Raw genomic sequence first — 17,920 nt, 5'->3', positions numbered from 1 at the left:
CGCGCGGGACGGTGCAGTCGCGTGCTTGACAAATTTTAACGACGGGATGAACATACGCCCAACACGTGGGCATATGCTCAACGTGACATAAGGGAGGTCACCTTGAAAAACGTCCTTTGCGCCGTTGCGGGCGCGGCTGCTCTATTGATCTCTGCCCCCTCGATCGCCCAGACCACGCTGACGGTGGCGACCGTCAACAACAGCGACATGATCCGCATGCAGGGGCTCAGCAGCGAGTTCACCGCGAAGAATCCGGACATCACCGTCAAATGGGTGACGCTGGAAGAGAACGTGCTGCGCCAGCGCGTGACCACCGATATCGCCACCAAGGGCGGCCAGTTCGACGTGCTCACCATCGGTACCTACGAGGTTCCGATCTGGGCCAAGAAGAACTGGCTGGTGCCGCTCGACAAGCTCGGCGCCGACTATGACGTCGGTGACCTGTTGCCCAAGATCCGCGACGCGGTCTCGGTCGACGGCAAGCTCTACGCCGCGCCGTTCTACGGCGAGAGCTCGATGGTGATGTACCGCACCGACCTGTTCGACAAGGCCGGCCTGAAGATGCCGGAAAGCCCGACCTGGGATTTCGTCGTCGATGCCGCCAAGAAGCTGAACGACAAGGCCGGCGGCGTCTACGGCATCTGCCTGCGCGGCAAGGCCGGATGGGGCGAGAACATGGCATTCCTGACCGCGATGTCCAACTCGTTCGGCGCGCGTTGGTTCGACGAGAAGTGGGAGCCGCAGTTCAATTCGCCGGAATGGAAGAAGACGCTGACGACCTATGTCGACCTGATGAAGCAGGCCGGCCCCCTCCCGGCGCTTCGTCCAACGGCTTCAACGAGAATCTCGCGCTGTTCAGCGCCGGTAAATGCGCGATGTGGATCGACGCCACGGTGGCGGCGTCCATGGTGACCAACCCGAAGGATTCCAAGGTTGCCGACAAGGTCGGCTTCGCGCTGGCGCCGAACACCGGGCTCGGCAAGAACGCCAACTGGCTGTGGGCATGGAGCCTCGCGATCCCCGCCGGCTCGAAGAAGGTTGATGCGGCCGAGAAGTTCATCGCCTGGGCGACCAGCAAGGATTACACCAAGCTCGTCGCGTCGAAGGAAGGCTGGTCCAACGTGCCGCCCGGCACGCGCACGTCGCTGTACAAGAACCCTGATTATCTGAAGGTCGCGCCCTTCGCCAAGCTGACGCTGGCCTCGATCGATGCGGCCGATCCGAACAAGCCGACGGTGAAGCCGGTGCCTTACGTGGGCGTGCAGTATGCCGCGATCCCTGAATTCCAGGGCATCGGCACCCAGGTCGGCCAGCAGTTCTCGGCGGCGCTCTCGGGTTCGACCACCGTCGATGCGGCACTCACCGCTGCGCAGTCCGTGACCGAGCGCGAGATGAAGCGCGCGGGCTACATCAAATAAGCCACGCCCAGACAAAGCCAGGGCGCAGCACGCGCCTTGGCCGCCCGACCAGCTCAAACCTCCCGAGCTGGACCACTGCGACCATCCTGTCCCGCAGCGGGGTGGTCGCTCCTTTCCTTAAGAAGGAGGCGGGGATGGCGACCCAGCAGACCCAACTGCTCGCACGCACGCTGCTCACGCCCGCGGTGGCGCTGCTGTTCATCTGGATGATCGTGCCGCTGGCGCTCACGATCTACTTCGCGACCCTGCACTACAATCTGCTCGATCCTGGCTCCGAATCCTTCGTCGGCCTGGAGAACTTCCGCTACTTCCTCACCGATCCGGCCTTCCTCGCCTCGCTGCAGAACACGCTGGTGCTGGTCGGATCGGTGCTCGCGATCACGATCATCCTCGGCGTGCCGCTGGCGCTGTTGCTCGACCAGCAGGTGGTCGGGCTCTCGATCGTCCGGTTGATGGTGATCGCACCGTTCTTCGTGATGCCGACGGTGAGCGCACTGGTCTGGAAGAACCTCCTGATGCATCCGGTGTCGGGCCTGTTTGCCTGGATCGCACATCTGTTCGGGCTGCCGGCGATCGACTGGTTCAACGATGCGCCGCTGTTCTCGGTGATCCTGATCGTCTCCTGGCAGTGGCTGCCGTTCGCGACCCTGATCCTCTTGACCGCGCTGCAATCGCTCGACGAGGAACAGAAGGAGGCCGCCGAGATGGACGGCGCGAGCGCGATCTCGACCTTCATCTACATCACGCTGCCGCATCTGGCGCGTCCGATCACGGTGGTGATCCTGATCGAGACCATCTTCCTGCTCACGGTGTTCGCGGAGATCTTCGTCACCACCGGCGGCGGCCCCGGTCTGCAGACCACCAATATCGCCTTCCTGATCTATTCGCAGGCGCTGATCCAGTACGACGTCGGCAGCGCCTCGGCGGGCGGCCTGGTCGCGGTGGTGCTCGCCAACATCGTTGCGTTCTTCCTCGTTCGTATCGTCGGCCGGAATCTGGAGGCGTAACGTCATGGCGCGGATGGTCACGACACGAAACAAGGTGATCTCGACGGCGGCAGCCTGGCTGGTCGGCTTCCTGATCTTCTTCCCGATCCTCTGGATGGTGCTGGCGAGCTTCAAGACCGAGCTCGAAGCCTTCGCGATCCCGCCGTCGTTCCTGTTCTTCCACTGGACGACGGAGAACTACGTCACGGTGCAGGAGCGCAGCGACTACCTTCATCACGCGCTCAACTCGATCATCATCGCCGGCGGCTCGACGCTGATTGCGATGCTGATCGCAATTCCGGCGGCATGGTCGATGGCATTCTCGCCGACCAAGCGGACCAAGGATGTGCTGCTCTGGATGCTGTCCACCAAGATGATGCCGCCGGTCGGCGTGCTGGTGCCGATCTACCTGATCTACCGGACGTTCGGTCTGCTCGATACCCGAAGCGGCCTGATCTTCATCCTGTGCCTCGGCAATCTGCCGATCGTGATCTGGATGCTGTTCACCTATTTCAAGGAAATCCCGAGGGACATTCTTGAGGCGGCGCGGATGGACGGCGCCACGATCGGGCGCGAGCTGATCTATGTGCTGACGCCGATGGCGGTGCCGGGGCTCGCCTCGACTTTGCTGCTCAATCTGATCCTGGCGTGGAACGAGGCGTTCTGGACTCTCAATTTGTCGACCCTCGAGGCCGCGCCGCTCACCGTGTTCATCGCATCCTATTCGAGCCCGGAAGGATTGTTCTGGGCAAAATTGTCGGCGGCGTCGACGCTCGCGATCGCGCCCATTCTCGTGCTCGGCTGGTTCAGTCAGCGGCAACTCGTCCGCGGCCTGACCTTCGGCGCGGTCAAGTAGCAGAAAGGCTTTCGCCATGGGTCAGATTACGCTGCAGGGTGTGCAAAAATCGTTCGGGCCGGTCCACATCATCAAGGGGGCCGACCTCGAGATCGCCGACGGCTCCTTCGTCGTCTTCGTCGGTCCGTCAGGCTGCGGCAAGACTACGCTACTGCGGCTGATCGCCGGGCTCGAGGATGTCACCGGCGGCGCCATCCTGATCGACGGCCGCAACGTGGTCGATGTGCCGCCGGCCAAGCGCGGGCTGTCGATGGTGTTCCAGTCCTACGCGCTCTATCCGCATATGAGCGTGCGCGGCAACATCGCGTTCGGCCTGAAAATGGCCGGGGTCGCCAAGGACGAGATCAACCGCAAGGTCGAAGCCGCCGCGGCCACCCTCAACCTGACGCCCTATCTCGAGCGCAAGCCGCGCGAGCTCTCCGGCGGCCAGCGCCAGCGGGTCGCGATCGGGCGTGCCATCGTGCGCGAGCCTAAGGCGTTCCTGTTCGACGAGCCGCTGTCGAACCTCGATGCCGCGCTGCGAGTGCAGATGCGGCTCGAGGTGACGCGATTGCAGAAGCAGCTCGGCACCACGGCGATCTACGTCACCCACGACCAGGTCGAGGCCATGACCATGGCCGACAAGATCGTCGTGCTCAACGGCGGCAAGATCGAGCAATATGGCTCGCCGCTGGAGCTCTATGAGAAGCCGGCAAACCTGTTCGTCGCTGGCTTCATCGGTTCGCCGAAGATGAATTTCGTCACCGGCGAGCTCGCCAAGCAGCAGGGCGCGACCACCATCGGGGTCCGGCCGGAGCATTTGAAGGTCGAGCGCGACGGGCAGGGCGGCTGGCAGGGGACAGTGGCGGTCGCCGAGCATCTCGGCAGCGACACCTTTCTCTATGTCGACGCTGCGGCATTGGGAACGCTGACCGCGCGCTATGTCGGCGAGCTCGACCTGCATCCCGGCGATCGCGTGTCGCTGATCCCGGATCCGGCACGCATCCATCGTTTCGACGACAGCGGCAAATCGATCCACGGGTAAGGCATGGACGTCCTCCGCAGTTGATCTCGCTCTGGCCGGGGCGGCACGCCCGCGAAAATGCGGGCTCTAGGCAAAGGAAGAAGAAAATGTATCTCGAGAAATTCAAACTCGGCGGCAAGACCGCCATCATCACCGGCGCCGGTCAGGGCATCGGGCTCGCCTGTGCCGAGGCACTCGCGGAAGCCGGCGCCAAGGTCATCATCGGCGATCGCGACGCCAAGGTCGCCAATGATGCGCAGGCGGCGCTGAAGGCCAAGGGCTTCGATGCCGATATCGCGCTGATGGACGTGACGGATTCCGGGCGCGTCTCGGCGGTCGCCGACGAGCTGGTCCGCAAGTACGGCAAGGTCGACATCCTCGTCAACAATGCCGGCATCGCGCGCAGCGAGACGCCAGCCGAGACCGTGACCGACGAGCATTGGCTCAACGTCATCGATGTCAATCTGAACGGCACCTTCTGGTGCTGCCGCGCGTTCGGCAATCACATGCTCAAGGCGAAGTCCGGCACCATCGTCAACGTCGGCTCGATGTCCGGCTTCATCGTCAACAAGCCGCAGGAGCAGTGCTTCTACAACGCCTCCAAGGCCGCGGTGCATCATTTGACCAAATCGCTCGCCGCCGAATGGGGCGCGCGCGGGGTTCGCGTCAACGCCGTGGCGCCGACCTATATCGAGACCCCGCTGAACGCCTTCGTGAAGAATAGCCCCCGCATGTATGACGCCTGGATCGGCGGAACCCCGATGGCGCGGATGGGCCAGGTCGACGAGATCGCCTCCGTGGTGCTGTTCCTGGCCTCCGAGGCGGCGAGCCTGATGACTGGAAGCATCGTTCTGGTCGATGGCGGCTATACTTGCTGGTAGGATCGCGCCGGAAATAACGGAGCGGCCATGCGGCAAGCCTATATCGGGGTGGACGTCGGGAGCACCAGTGCCCGGGCGGGGGTATTCGACGAGGCCGGGAAGCTATTGGGTTCGGCCCGGCATCCGATCCGGGTCTGGCATGAGCCCGGCGACATCGTCGAGCAATCGTCCGATGACATCTGGGCGGCCTGCGTGACGTCCGTGCGTCACGCGATGCGGGAGGCGGCGGTTGCGGCCGAACAGGTCAAAGGCATCGGTTTCGATGCGACCTGCTCGCTGGTCGTGCTCGACAGAGCCGGCCGGCCCCTCACCGTCAGCCCGTCCGGCGATCCCGCGCGCAATGTCGTGGTCTGGATGGACCATCGTGCGATGGATGAGACCGAATTCGTCAACGCGACCGGCGACCGCGTGTTGCGCTATGTAGGCGGCGCCATCTCGCCCGAGATGGAGATCCCGAAGATCCTCTGGTTGAAGCGGCATCTGCCCGCGACCTTCGATGCCGCCGGGCACTTCTTCGATCTCGCCGACTATCTTTCGTTCCGCGCCTCCAGCTCGCTGGCGCGCTCGACCTGTACGGTCACCTGCAAATGGACCTATGTCGCGGGCGAGGGCGGCTGGAGCGAACCGTTCCTGAAGCGGGTCGGGCTCGAGGCGCTCGCCGCCGATCGCTTTGCCCGCATCGGTACCGAGATCGTGCCGCCCGGCTCGCCGCTCGGCCGCGGCTTGTCGGAGGATGCCGCGCGCGATCTCGGCCTCGTGCCGGGAACCGCGGTCGGCGCCTCGCTGATCGATGCCCATGCCGGCGGCGTCGGCGCGATCGGTGGCCGTGACGGTTCAGGCGCCGATGTCGATGTCTGCCAGCGATTGGCCTACATCATGGGGACGTCGGCCTGTATCATGGCGACGACCGTCGATCCTTGCTTCGTGCCCGGCGTCTGGGGCCCGTATTTCGAAGGCATGGTGCCGGGCTTCTGGCTGAACGAGGGCGGTCAATCCGCGGCAGGTGCCGCGATCGATCATCTGCTGAAGTCGCACCCGGCGCATGGTGAGGTTTTGCTAGCTGCGAGGAACGACGGCGTCGATGTCATCGAGTACCTCGAGAGGCGTATCCTGGCGCGCAGCGGCAATGCCGGCGCGGCAGCACTGCTCGCGCGCAACGTTCATGTCCTGCCGGAATTCCTCGGCAACCGGTCGCCCTATGCCGATCCCGGCTCGCGCGCCGTGATCGCGGGGCTCGATCTCGACGCCGACGTGTCGGCGCTGGAGCGGTTGTTCGTCGCCGGCCTGTGCGGGCTGGCCTATGGCCTCGCCGACGTCATCGAGGCGCTGCAGGCCCACGGCGTCAGCGGCAAGACCATCGTGATCGGCGGCGGTGCGAGCCGCAGCCCCCTGGTGCGCCAGATCATGGCCGACACTACCGGCTACACGGTGGCGTTGCCGCAGACGCAAGAACCCGTCTTGCTCGGCGCCGCGATGCTGGGCGCGGTCGCCAGTGGTGCGCACGACTCGATCAATGCGGCGATGGCCGGCATGTCGGCACTTGGACGGTTGAGCGAGCCGACAGGGCCCGAGCTGGCCGATTTCCACCGCAAGAAGCGCAGCGTGCACAAGATGCTGCGCCAGCTCGATCGCGACAGCCGCGAGGCGATGAAGCGGGCGCCCGGTGCGGCGCCGGGTTGAGGTGTTTGCATGCTGCTGAGTTGCGGAGATGCGCTGATCGATTTCCTGCCGTCGCGGACGGCGGATGGACGCGAGGCCCTGACGCCCGCGGTCGGCGGCTCCTGCCTCAACATCGCGATCGGTGCCGCCCGGCTCGATGTTCCCACCGGCTTTGTCGGCGGCATCTCGACCGACACCTTCGGCCGGATGATCGCCGATCATGCCACGAACTCCGCGGTCGATCTCAGTCGCGCGACGCGCAGCGATCGCCAGGCCACGCTCGCCTTTGCGCGCGTGACCGGCACCGAAACGCAATACGCCTTCTATGACGCCGACACGGCATCGCGGAACTGGATCTATCGGCGCGATGCGATCGCGCTTGCCGGCGTTACATGCCTGCACACCGGCTCGACCACGCTGGTCCATGACAAGGGCGCGGCCGAGACGCTGGCCTTCATCGAGGATGCGCGGCCGAACGTGACGATCTCGCTCGATCCGAACTGCCGACCGAACCTGGTCAAGGACAAGGATGCCCATCGCGCCTGCATGCTCGCGTTCTGCGGCAAGGCCGACATCGTGAAAATGTCCGACGTCGACTTTGCCTATCTGTTCGGAGACGAGGCCTATGTGGCGCGCGCCGAGGCGCTGCTCTCGGGCGGCGCATCGCTCGTCGTCGTCACGCGCGGCAATGACGGCGCCTTGGCCTGGCATCGCAAGGCCGGAGCGATCGAGGCCGCCTCGCCGGTGGTGAACGTCGTCGATACGATCGGCGCCGGGGACAGTTTTCAGGCGGCGCTGCTCGCCGCATTGCATCGGCTGGACCGGATCGCACGGCCGCGGCTGCGCGACATCTCCGCGGCGGAGCTTGCGCGCGCGCTGTCCTTTGCCTGCAGATGCGCCGCCTTCACCTGCACGCGCGCCGGCGCCGATCCGCCGCGAAGCCGGGAGCTGCCCGCGGATTATTGGTAGTTGGTTGGCAGCAGTTCGCGTCAGAGCCGCGCGACGACCTTCTCGGCGCTCCTGAGGAAATTTCGAATCAACGGGCTCGAGGAATCGCGCCGCCAGCAGGCCGCGATCTCGATCGTGTCGGTGATGTCGACAAAGCGCCGGAACGCGACGCCGGGCGGCGCGCCGAGCTTGGCGCAAGCCGGCAGGATCGCGAACCCCTCGCCGGCGAGCACGAGGCTGACCGCCGAGTGCACGGTCTCCACCCGGCTGACGATCGGCATCACCACCTGATGCCGCCGCAGCATCGCGGACACCGCCGATGAGGTGGGCTGTTCCTCCGGCCGCGGCAAGGCGATCAGCGGGCGTCCCTGCAATCGGCTGACCGGCACCGCAGAGAGGCGGGCGAGCGGCGAGCGCGCCGGCATCGCCAGCATCAGCGGCTGCGTGCCGATCTGGGCCACCTGGATTTCCGGATGATGGATTGCCGGCATGCACAAGGCGACGCTGACGGCGCGGTCGAGCAGCAAGGTTTCGCGGGTCGATGCGCTGAGCTCCACGAAATCGAGATCGACGCCCGGAAGCGACCGCCGCAGCTCCGGGACGAGGCGCGGCAGCACGGCGCTCGCCAGCACGAACATGTAGCCGACCGAGAGCCGTCCGCGCTGCCCGGAGGCGATCGCGCGCGCGGCCTCGAACCCTTCCTCGGCCAGCGCCAGCGCTTCGCTCGCCCGCGACAGCAGAGCGAGGCCGGCTTCCGTCAAATCCATGCCGCGCGTGCCGCGGCGGAACAGCGGTGTGCCGAGCTCGGCCTCGAGCTTGCGGATCTGCACGGACAGCGGCGGCTGGGCCATCCGCAGCCGCTCGGCGGCCTTGCCGACGCTGCGCTCCTCAGCCACCGCGACGAAGTAACGAAGCCGACGCAAATCCATAGGCATACCGAAAACGTATGGGTTGGCCTTCAAATTCGTATTGGACGCCGAGTTAACATGGGAGGCATTCTGGCTGTCAACGCGGTCAGAGGTGCCGACCGGCTTTTGGAGAGCGTGCGTCAGAATGAGTGGAGATCTCTGCCTTTTGCCGGCGACTGAATTGCGTGCGCGCATCGGCGCCAGGGAAATATCTCCCGTCGAGGTGACGGCCGCGGTGCTGGCCCGCGCCGAGCGGCTGCAGCCGGAATTGAACTGCTTCATCACGCTGTGCGGCGAGGCGGCGATGGGTCAGGCGAAGGCGGCGGAGCGGCAGGTCATGGCCGGCGAGCCGCTCGGTTTGCTGCACGGCATCCCCTTCACCGTGAAGGACATCGTCAGCACCAAGGGTGTGCGAACGACCTTCGGTGCGGTGCCGTACCGGAACAATGTGCCCGACCACGATGCCGTGGCGGTGGCCCGGCTCCGTGCGCAGGGTGGAATATTGATCGGCAAGACCACGACGCCGGAGTTCGGCAGCAAGTGCCTGACCGACTCGCCGCTGTTCGGCCGCACCCGTAATGCGTGGAGTGCGGAAAGGACGAGCGGCGGCTCGAGCGGCGGCGCGGCGGTGGCGGTCGCAAGCGGCATCGCGCCGCTGGCGGTTGCCACCGACGGCGGCGGCTCGACCCGGATTCCAGCGGCCTGCAACGGCGTGGTCGGGATCAAGCAGAGCAACGGCGTGATCCCGCACAGCCAGGTGCAGGACGCCTTCGGCAACCAGACCTATGTCACGCCGACCACGCGCACCGTCGCCGATACCGCGCTGATGATGCAGGCGATGGCCGGCGAGGATCCGTCCGATCCGTGGTCGATCGGCGTGCCGGTGCCTGACTATCTCGATCGCGCGGCGCCGCGCGGCGATCTCAGGGGCCGGCGGGTGCTGTACTGCCTGTCGCCGCCCGGGCGCCCGGTGACCGCGGACGTCGCCGCTGACTTCAAGGCGGGCCTCGACCGGCTGGCCAGCCTCGGCGCCGAACTCGAGGAATTTTCCGGCGACGGCTTCGACATCGAGCCGATCTGGCGCGCCATCAATCACACGGTCTGGCGGACCCGCTTCGAGAAGCTCGCGGCCGACCATCCCGATGACCTCAGCCCGACCTTCCTGAAGCAGCTCGCACTCGCCGCAAAGGTCAGCGGCGTCGCCTACCAGCAGGCGATGTTCGACCGCACCGCGCTGTTCCGCCGCGTGCAGTCGCTGCTTGCGCGCGGCGACCTGCTGGCGATGCCGACGCTGACCCGCACGGCGCTGCCGATCGATCAGGACCTGTTCGGCACCATCGACATCGACGGCCAGAGCTTCGACAGCGTGCGGCCGCACTGGTTTCCCTGGACCATGCTGTTCAACATGACCGGGCATCCCGCGGTCAGCATCCCCGCGGGTTTCGGCCGCGACGGCCTGCCGATCGGCCTGCATCTGGTCGGCCGCTTCCGGGCCGATGCGGAACTGCTGCGCGTTGCGGCGCTGTTCGAAGAGGCGAGCGATCTGCTCGGCCGCTGGCCGGCGCTGAAATCATGAATGACGCGGTGAAGGGCTTGCATTCGTTCGCGAACATGTTGAAACCTGCGGCCTGTTCCTTACCCTTCGTGCGGGCATGAGCGTATTCTTCCTGCGACGGATCCTGACCCTGGTGGCGACGCTGTTCGCGGCCTCGCTGATCATTTTCCTGGTGCTCGACGCGCTGCCCGGCAATGCCGCGCAGATGCTGATGGGCGCCGACGCCTCGCCCGATGCGGTGCGCGCGCTGACCGTCAAGCTCGGGCTCGACCAGCCGCTCACGGTTCGCTATTTGCTCTGGATCAAGGGCATGGCGGTCGGCGACCTCGGCAACAGCTACGTCTATGGCACGCCGGTGGCCGGCCTGATCGCGGAGCGGCTGGTGCTGACGATCCCGCTCGCGATCATGTCGATGCTGATCACCGTGGTGCTGGCGTTGTCCGCCGGCATCTACACCGCGGCCAACCACAACAAGCTCGGCGATGTCGGCGTGATGTCGCTCACCCAGATCGGCATCGCGCTGCCGAATTTCTGGTTCGCGATCCTCTTGATCCTGCTGTTCTCGGTAAAGCTGCAATTGCTGTCCGCCGGCGGGATTTGCCGGCTGGGATGACGGCATCTGGCTCGGGATACGCTCGCTGCTGCTGCCCGCGATCTCGCTTGCCGTGGTGCAGGCCGCGATCCTCGCCCGCGTCACCCGCTCGGCGGTGCTGGAGGTGCTACGCGAAGATTTCGTCCGCACCGCGCGCGCCAAGGGGCTCGGCAAGCGCGAGGTGTTGTGGCGCCATGTGCTGCGCAACGCCATGATCCCGGTCATGACTGTCATGGGCCTGCAATTCGCCAATCTCCTGGCCGGCACCATCGTGATCGAGAACGTGTTCTATCTGCCGGGCCTCGGCCGGCTGATCTTCCAGTCGATCGCCAACCGCGACCTGATCGTGGTGCGCAACTGCGTGATGCTGCTCGCCGCGATGGTCGTGACAGTCAATTTCGTGGTCGATGTGCTCTATGCCTTCATCGATCCGCGCATCAAGGTCGCCAACCTGTGAGTACGCCGCTGACCGCATCCGCCACAGCGGCGATCGCACCGGGGACGAGGCCTGTGACCGGCTTCTGGCGCCGCGCGCTGCGCCATCGCAGCCTCGTGCTTGGTGCGGTGCTCAGCCTGCTTGTGCTCGGCGCGGCGCTGCTGTCGCTGGTCTGGACGCCGTGGTCTGCTTACGACATCGACGTCGCCTCGAAGCTGCACCCGCCGTCGGCGGCGCACTGGCTCGGCACCGACGTGCTCGGCCGCGATATCGTCTCGCTGCTGCTGGTCGGCGCGCGCTCCACCATCATGGTCGGCGTCATCGCCGTCGGCATCGGCCTGACCTTCGGCGTTGGCCTCGGTCTGATCGCGGCTGCCCGCAAGGGCTGGACCGAGGAGCTCATCATGCGGATGAGCGACTTCACCTTCGCTTTCCCTGCGGTGCTGTCGGCCATCATGCTGGCCGCGGTCGCAGGCCCGGGCATGGTGACCTCGATCACCGCGATCGGCATCTTCCAGATCCCGACCTTCGTCCGCGTCACCCGCGGCTCGGCGAACGCGATCTGGGCCCGCGAATTCGTGCTGGCGGCGCGCGCCGCGGGCAAGGGCTCATTCCGTATCACGATCGAGCATGTGCTGCCGAACATCCTGTCGATCCTGATCGTGCAGACGACGATCCAGTTCGCGCTCGCGATCCTCGCCGAGGCCGCGCTGTCCTATCTCGGGCTCGGCACCCAGCCGCCGCAGCCGTCCTGGGGCCGCATGCTCAACGATGCGCAGACCCTGCTGTTCCAGTCACCGATGCTCGCGGTCTATCCCGGTGTCGCGATCGCGATCGCGGTGCTCGGGCTCAACCTGCTCGGTGACGGGTTGCGCGATCTGCTTGATCCCCGTCTGGCGCGGGAGCGTTGAGCAATGGCTGACACAGGTGCGCCGCTGATCGAGGTGAAGGACCTTGGCGTCCGGCTCAACACCAGCCGCGGCCTGGCGCAGGCCGTCCGCGGCGTCAGCTTTGCGCTTCGCCGCGGCGAGACGCTCGGGCTGGTTGGCGAATCCGGTTGCGGCAAAATCGGTCACGGCGCTGGCCCTGATGGGGCTCTTGCCCGACAGCGCCGTGATCAGCGGCAGCATTCGGCTCGACGGCGCAGAGCTCGTCGGCCTGCCCGACGCGGCCTATTGCAAGCTGCGCGGCAACCGCATCAGCATGATTTTCCAGGAGCCGATGACCGCGCTCAATCCGATGCACACGATCGGCCACCAGGTCGCCGAGCCGCTGCGGCGTCATACCGGCGTCTCGGCAACAGAGGCGCGGCTGGAAGCCATTGCCTTGCTCGATCGCGTCGGCCTGCCTGATGCGGCGAGGCGGGTCGATGCCTATCCGCACCAGTTTTCCGGCGGCCAGCGCCAGCGCATCACGATCGCGATGGCGCTGGCCTGCCAGCCCGATGTGCTGATCGCCGATGAGCCGACCACCGCGCTCGACGTCACGATCCAGGGCCAGATCCTCGATCTGATCGCCGATCTCGTCGCGGAGCGCGGCATGTCGATGATCCTGATCTCGCACGATCTCGGCGTGATCGCCGAGAATGTCGAGCGCATGATGGTGATGTATGGCGGCACTGTCGTCGAAAGCGGCGCCACCGACGCCGTGTTCACCCGGATGGGCCATCCTTATACGCAGGGCCTGTTCCGCGCCCGCCCGCGGCTCGGCGCGCGCAAGGGGACGCGACTCAGGACCATCGCCGGCACCGTGCCGGAGCTGGTTGACCTGCCTGCGGGCTGCACCTTCGCCGATCGCTGCGCGATCGTGGAAGGACGTTGCCGCGCGGCGCTGCCGGCTGTCGTCGATGTCGGCGCGGCGCATGGCGTGCGTTGCATCAGGACGGACGTCTCGATGGCCGCCGGGAGCGTTGGCACATGACTGTGCTCGATCAACCCCGGTCCGCGCCCGCGAGGCCGCTGCTCGAGGTGACGGATCTCGCGCAACGCTACACCTTGCCGCGTGAAAGCCTGTTCAAGCCGGCGGCGCAGGTGCATGCGCTCAACGGCGTCACAGCGCAGGTCATGCCGGGCAAGAGCCTCGGCGTCGTCGGCGAGTCCGGGTCAGGCAAATCGACCTTTGCGCGGCTGGTGATGGCGCTAGAGCGGCCGACATCGGGCACAGTGTGTTTGCTGGGCCGCGACCTCAACCGGATGCCGCCGGACGAACTGCGCCATGCGCGCCGCGATTTCCAGATGGTGTTCCAGGATCCCTACGGCTCGCTCGATCCGCGCCAGACCGTCGCGCGCATCGTGGCCGAGCCGCTGACTGCGCTCGGGCGGATCGATCGCGGCAGCCTGCGCGAGCGTGTCGCCACGGTGCTGCAGCAGGTCGGGTTGCGCGATGCCGACATGGACAAGTTCCCGCACGAATTCTCCGGCGGCCAGCGCCAGCGCATCGCGATCGCGCGCGCGCTGATCACCCAGCCGAAACTGATCGTCGCCGACGAGCCGGTCTCCGCGCTCGACGTCTCGGTGCAGGCGCAGGTGCTCAATTTGATGCAGGACCTGCAGGACGAGTTCGGGTTGAGCTATATCCTGATCAGCCATGACCTTGCGGTGGTCGATCTGCTCTGCGACGAGATCGCGGTGATGTATCTTGGGCGGATCGTCGAGCAGGGGCGTCCCGCCGATCTGTTCGCCCACAGCGCCCATCCCTATACGCGCGCGCTGCTGGATGCGGTTCCGCGCGCCCGGGCAGGTCGCGTCCGGCGGCGCCGCGGCGCGCAGGCGATCGGCTCGCAGGCATCGGCCGCGGCCGGCTGTCCTTACGCGCCGCGTTGCCCTCTCGCCGACCAGCATTGTCGCGAGGCCGCGCCTGCGCTACGCAGCGTGGGAGACGCCCATCTGGCGGCCTGCCATTACGCCGAAGCCGTGATGGCGCTGCCGCCGGTGGTCGCGGAGGCCGGTTAGTCTATTGTGCGGGACCGGCCCAGGCTGATCAAAGAGCACGTCCGGGGAGCAGACCAATGTTGAGAAAATTGTGCATCGTTGCGGCCGCCGCCGCGCTCGCCGCAGCACCGCTGCCGAGCCTCGCGCAGGGCAAGAAGGACAACGTCGTGATGGGCATGACGCTGGAGCCGCCGGGACTCGATCCCACCAACGCGGCGGCCGCGGCGATCGCCGAAGTCACGCTCTACAACGTCTATGAGACGCTGACCAAGATCAACGAGGACGGCTCGGTGTCGCCGCTGCTCGCCGAAAGCTGGCAGGCCTCGCCGGACCTCAAGACCTACACCTTCAAGCTCCGCAAGGGCGTCAAATTCCACAATGGCGAGCCGTTCGATTCCGCGGCGGTCAAGTTCACGTTCGACCGTGCCGCGGCGCCGACCTCGACCAACAAGGACAGGAGCCTGTACCAGGCCTTCGCGTCGGTGACGGCGCCGGACCCGGAGACCATCGTCGTCGCGTTGAAGTACGCCGAGCCCAACCTGCCGTTCCTGCTCGGCCAGGCGTCGGGCTCGATCGTCGAGCCGAAGAGCGCGCCGACCGATGCGACCCAGCCGGTCGGCACCGGACCCTACACGCTCACGGGCAACTGGGCCAAGGGCTCGTCGATCACGCTGGTCAAATGGCCGGAGTATCGCAACGCCGCCGCGATCAAGCTCGCCAAGGTGACGATCCGCTTCATCGGCGATCCCGCCGCGCAGGTCGCGGCGCTGCTGTCGGGCGACGTCGACGCGTTCCCGCGGGTTGCGGCGGCACGCAGCCTGGCGCAGTTCAAGGCCGACCCGCGCTTCAACGTGCTGATCGGCGGCTCGCGAACAAAGACCATCGTCGGCATCAACGAGCGCAAGAAGCCGCTCGACGACGTCCGCGTTCGCCGCGCCATCCTGGCGGCGATCGACCGCAAGGCGATGATCGACGGCGCGGTCGACGGCTTCGGCACGCCGATCGGCAGTTTCTACACGCCGGGATCGCTCGGCTATGTCGATACCACCGGCATCAACCCCTATGATCCCGAACTGGCCAAGAAGCTGCTGGCCGAGGCCGGCGTCAAGACGCCGCTCGAGCTCAGCCTCAAGCTGCCGCCGCCGTCCTACGCGCGGCAGGGCGGCGAAGTCCTCGCGGCGCAGCTCGCCAAGGTCGGCATTATTGCCAAGATCGAGAACGTGGAATGGGCGCAGTGGCTGTCGCAGGTCTTCACCGGCCCGCACAATTACGACCTCACCATCGTCGCGCATGTCGAGCCGTTCGACCTCGTGAAGCTGACCGAGCCGGATTACTATCTCGGCTACAAGTCCGAGGCGTTCAACGCGCTCTATCAGCAGATCATGGCGACGCCTGACGAGGCCGGCCGCGCCAAGCTGCTCGGCGACGCGCAGCGCATGCTGGCAACCGATGCGGTCGCCGGCTTCCTCTTCCAGCCGCAATTGATCACGATCGCCAGCAAGAAGCTGAAGGGCGTGTGGAAGGACGTGCCGCAGTTTGAGAATGATTTCTCGACCTGGGCTTGGGAGTAACCTGGGAGTAATCCGGGAGGAAGCGATCGCGCCGGCGGAGACCAATGGCCTCAGCCGGCGCCGCACCTCGCGCGACGCCGTCGCTTGACGCTTAGTCTCATTTTGCGTGCTGCGCCTGCGAAGGCGAATGTGTCCGGCGATGCGCGAAGGCGCCGGAAGCCACCGATATTGCTCAGGTTGATGCAAGCCAGCGCTCGTAGCACTTCGGGCGCGCGAACGCATGTTGTTGTGGCTTCGCATTGAGCGCATTGGTTGTCTTTGTGAAGGACAGCGCTAACATGGAACCCGTCCATCGATACCTGTCGTTGTTTTTTTTGATCACCTATTGCAGCGCAACCAAGGGCCACCGACGGTGCGCGCTTGCTACGGCGGCCAGGCCTCGAAGGGGAAGTAGCAAACATCATCCCTGATACTGCAACCAAGAAATAACGGGGGAGACCATGTACGTGAAAGGGCTTGCGGCATTCGCCGCAGCGGTCGGCGTTGGCCTGTTGTCCGGTGCTGCCATCGCACAAGAAGTCAAGCAGGAGAAGCAGTCGGTCCTGGGTAACGCCAATGTGCCTCCGGTGACCCAGGAGCAGCTCAACGCCGCCGACAAGAACGCCAAGGACTTCCTGCTCACCAACGGAAATTACGCCCAGACACGGTTTTATCCGGGCAAGCAGATCAGCCGGGACAATGTGAAGAACCTGCACGTCGCCTGGATTTTCCAGACCGACGTCAAGGAGTCGCTCGAGACATCGCCGATCGTCGTCGACGGCGTGATGTATGTCACGACGTCGTTCAGCCATGTCTATGCGCTCGACGCCAAGACCGGCCAGCAGCTCTGGCACTATGCCCACAAGATGGGCCCGATCACCGTCTATTGCTGCGGTCCCAACAATCGCGGCGTCCAGGTGCTCGGCGACCGGGTCTATCTGGCGACGCTGGATTCCAAACTGATGGCGCTGAACGCCAAGACCGGCGAGGTGGTCTGGACCACCAACATCGCTGATCCCGAGCTCGGCTACAGCGAGACGATGGCGCCGACCGTGGTCAAGGACAAGGTGCTGATCGGCACCAATGGCGGCGAATACGGCATTCGCGGCTTCGTGCGCGCCTATGACGCCAAGACCGGCAAGCAGCTGTGGAATTTCAACACCATTCCGGAGAACTCCGTCGGCGTCTGGGCGACCAAGGACGCCACCGGCCGCGACATGCATCGCAATATCCAGGCCGAGAAGGACATGCTCGCCAAGATCGGCGATCCCTATGCCAAGCTCGGCGGCGGCGTGTGGCAGAACCCGTCGGTCGATCTGGCGACCAACCGGATCTACTTCGTCGTCGGCAATCCCTCGCCCGACCTCGACGGCTCGAACCGGCCCGGCGACAACCTCTACACCAACTCGCTGGTCGCGCTCGATCTCGATACCGGCAAGTATGTCTGCCACTTCCAGTACATCGCCCACGATGTGTGGGACCTCGACGCGGTCAGCCCGACGGTGCTGGTCAATGTCAAGGACAAGGACGGCAAGACGATTCCCGGCGTCATTCATGCCGGCAAGACCGGGCACATCTATGTGCACGATCGCAAGGACTGCAGCCTGATCCGCTTCTCCGAGGCGATGGTGCCGCAGGAGAACATGTGGGTGCTGCCGACCAAGGAAGGCGCGCGCATGCTGCCCGGCGCCAATGGCGGCGTCGAATGGTCGCCGATCGCCACCGACCCCGGACAGGAGTTGGCCTACGCCATCAACCTGCACCAGCCGATGACCTACCACGTCGAGAGCTCGGCCTATCCGAACGGCAAGCTGTGGCTGGGCGGCGCCTTCAAGGTGATCCCGAGCGAGAAGCAGTCCGGCAACATCACCGCGGTGAACTACAACACCGGCAAGATCAAATGGCAGGTCAAGACGCCCGAGCCGATGATCGGCGGCATCCTCGCCACCGCCGGCGGCCTGGTGTTCACCGGCGAGGGCAACGGCAAGTTCGCGGCCTATAATTCGTCGAGCGGCAAGGAGCTGTGGAGCTTCCGCGCCGGCGCCGGCGTCAACGCGCCGCCGTCGAGCTACATGATCGGCGGCAAGCAATATGTCGTGGTCGGCGCGGGTGGCAACACCCAGATCGATTACAAGCGTGGCAACAACATCATCGCCTTCACGCTCGACTGAGCCGAGGCGGGATGCATAATCGCGCGG

At 65.7% G+C, this 17,920-nt stretch carries 12 protein-coding genes and 3 pseudogenes; 14 read left to right on the top strand and 1 reads right to left on the bottom strand.

The genetic code is table 11. The features are described 5' to 3' along the window. The first annotated feature begins 102 nt into the window (after positions 1 to 102). The 7 genes and pseudogenes from ACVWW1_RS22780 to ACVWW1_RS22750 all read left to right on the top strand — a co-directional run bounded on the left by ACVWW1_RS22780 (position 103) and on the right by ACVWW1_RS22750 (position 7,772). A pseudogene (locus tag ACVWW1_RS22780) lies at positions 103 to 1,418 on the top strand (ABC transporter substrate-binding protein). A gap of 134 nt (positions 1,419 to 1,552) precedes the next feature. Next, positions 1,553 to 2,425 carry a carbohydrate ABC transporter permease gene (locus ACVWW1_RS22775; protein WP_171947724.1) on the top strand — a complete coding sequence of 291 codons (873 nt, stop codon included), beginning with the start codon at positions 1,553 to 1,555 and terminating at the stop codon, positions 2,423 to 2,425. 4 nt (positions 2,426 to 2,429) lie between these two features. Continuing rightward, positions 2,430 to 3,260 carry a carbohydrate ABC transporter permease gene (locus ACVWW1_RS22770; RefSeq protein WP_176529433.1) on the top strand — a complete coding sequence of 277 codons (831 nt, stop codon included), beginning with the start codon at positions 2,430 to 2,432 and terminating at the stop codon, positions 3,258 to 3,260. A 16-nt stretch (positions 3,261 to 3,276) separates the two neighbouring features. Beyond that, complete coding sequence (locus ACVWW1_RS22765; RefSeq protein ID WP_456657503.1) at positions 3,277 to 4,284, top strand: ABC transporter ATP-binding protein; 1,008 nt, start codon at positions 3,277 to 3,279, stop codon at positions 4,282 to 4,284. A gap of 86 nt (positions 4,285 to 4,370) precedes the next feature. Then, positions 4,371 to 5,144 carry an SDR family NAD(P)-dependent oxidoreductase gene (locus tag ACVWW1_RS22760; RefSeq protein WP_176529435.1) on the top strand — a complete coding sequence of 258 codons (774 nt, stop codon included), beginning with the start codon at positions 4,371 to 4,373 and terminating at the stop codon, positions 5,142 to 5,144. 27 nt (positions 5,145 to 5,171) lie between these two features. Beyond that, positions 5,172 to 6,824 (top strand): FGGY-family carbohydrate kinase, encoded by a 1,653-nt coding sequence (locus ACVWW1_RS22755; protein ID WP_456657502.1) that lies wholly within the window; start codon positions 5,172 to 5,174, stop codon positions 6,822 to 6,824. A 9-nt stretch (positions 6,825 to 6,833) separates the two neighbouring features. Further along, positions 6,834 to 7,772 (top strand): carbohydrate kinase family protein, encoded by a 939-nt coding sequence (locus ACVWW1_RS22750; RefSeq protein WP_456657501.1) that lies wholly within the window; start codon positions 6,834 to 6,836, stop codon positions 7,770 to 7,772. A 20-nt stretch (positions 7,773 to 7,792) separates the two neighbouring features. Here ACVWW1_RS22750 and ACVWW1_RS22745 read toward each other — a convergent pair whose 3' ends face one another. After that, positions 7,793 to 8,680 carry a LysR family transcriptional regulator gene (locus tag ACVWW1_RS22745; protein ID WP_456660656.1) on the bottom strand — a complete coding sequence of 296 codons (888 nt, stop codon included), beginning with the start codon at positions 8,678 to 8,680 and terminating at the stop codon, positions 7,793 to 7,795. 124 nt (positions 8,681 to 8,804) lie between these two features. Here ACVWW1_RS22745 and ACVWW1_RS22740 point away from each other — a divergent pair, with 124 nt between their 5' ends. From ACVWW1_RS22740 to ACVWW1_RS22710, 7 genes and pseudogenes are all read left to right on the top strand, one after another. Then, positions 8,805 to 10,235, top strand: coding sequence for an amidase (locus ACVWW1_RS22740; protein WP_456657500.1), 1,431 nt, complete (start codon positions 8,805 to 8,807; stop codon positions 10,233 to 10,235). A gap of 76 nt (positions 10,236 to 10,311) precedes the next feature. Continuing rightward, positions 10,312 to 11,263: pseudogene (locus ACVWW1_RS22735) on the top strand (ABC transporter permease). After that, positions 11,260 to 12,153, top strand: coding sequence for an ABC transporter permease (locus ACVWW1_RS22730; RefSeq protein ID WP_456657499.1), 894 nt, complete (start codon positions 11,260 to 11,262; stop codon positions 12,151 to 12,153). The pseudogene ACVWW1_RS22735 and the gene ACVWW1_RS22730 overlap by 4 nt, the downstream one beginning before the upstream one ends. Before the next feature lie 3 nt (positions 12,154 to 12,156). Further along, positions 12,157 to 13,162, top strand: a pseudogene (locus tag ACVWW1_RS22725) (ABC transporter ATP-binding protein). Further along, positions 13,159 to 14,193: an ABC transporter ATP-binding protein gene (locus ACVWW1_RS22720; RefSeq protein WP_456657498.1), complete on the top strand. Its 1,035-nt coding sequence runs from the start codon at positions 13,159 to 13,161 to the stop codon at positions 14,191 to 14,193. Before ACVWW1_RS22725 ends, ACVWW1_RS22720 begins: the two are co-directional and overlap by 4 nt. A gap of 56 nt (positions 14,194 to 14,249) precedes the next feature. Beyond that, on the top strand, positions 14,250 to 15,743 hold the full coding sequence (locus tag ACVWW1_RS22715) for an ABC transporter substrate-binding protein (protein WP_456657497.1): 1,494 nt from the start codon (positions 14,250 to 14,252) through the stop codon (positions 15,741 to 15,743). Positions 15,744 to 16,183: 440 nt separating this feature from the next. Beyond that, a complete protein-coding gene (locus tag ACVWW1_RS22710; protein WP_456657496.1) occupies positions 16,184 to 17,893 on the top strand; it encodes an outer membrane protein assembly factor BamB family protein in 1,710 nt (569 codons plus the stop codon). The last annotated feature ends 27 nt before the right edge of the window (positions 17,894 to 17,920 follow it).

The organism is Bradyrhizobium sp. JR3.5 (assembly GCF_054057015.1).
The sequence above is the reverse complement of the archived record's forward strand: the minus strand, read 5'-3'. Positions and strand labels throughout refer to the sequence as shown.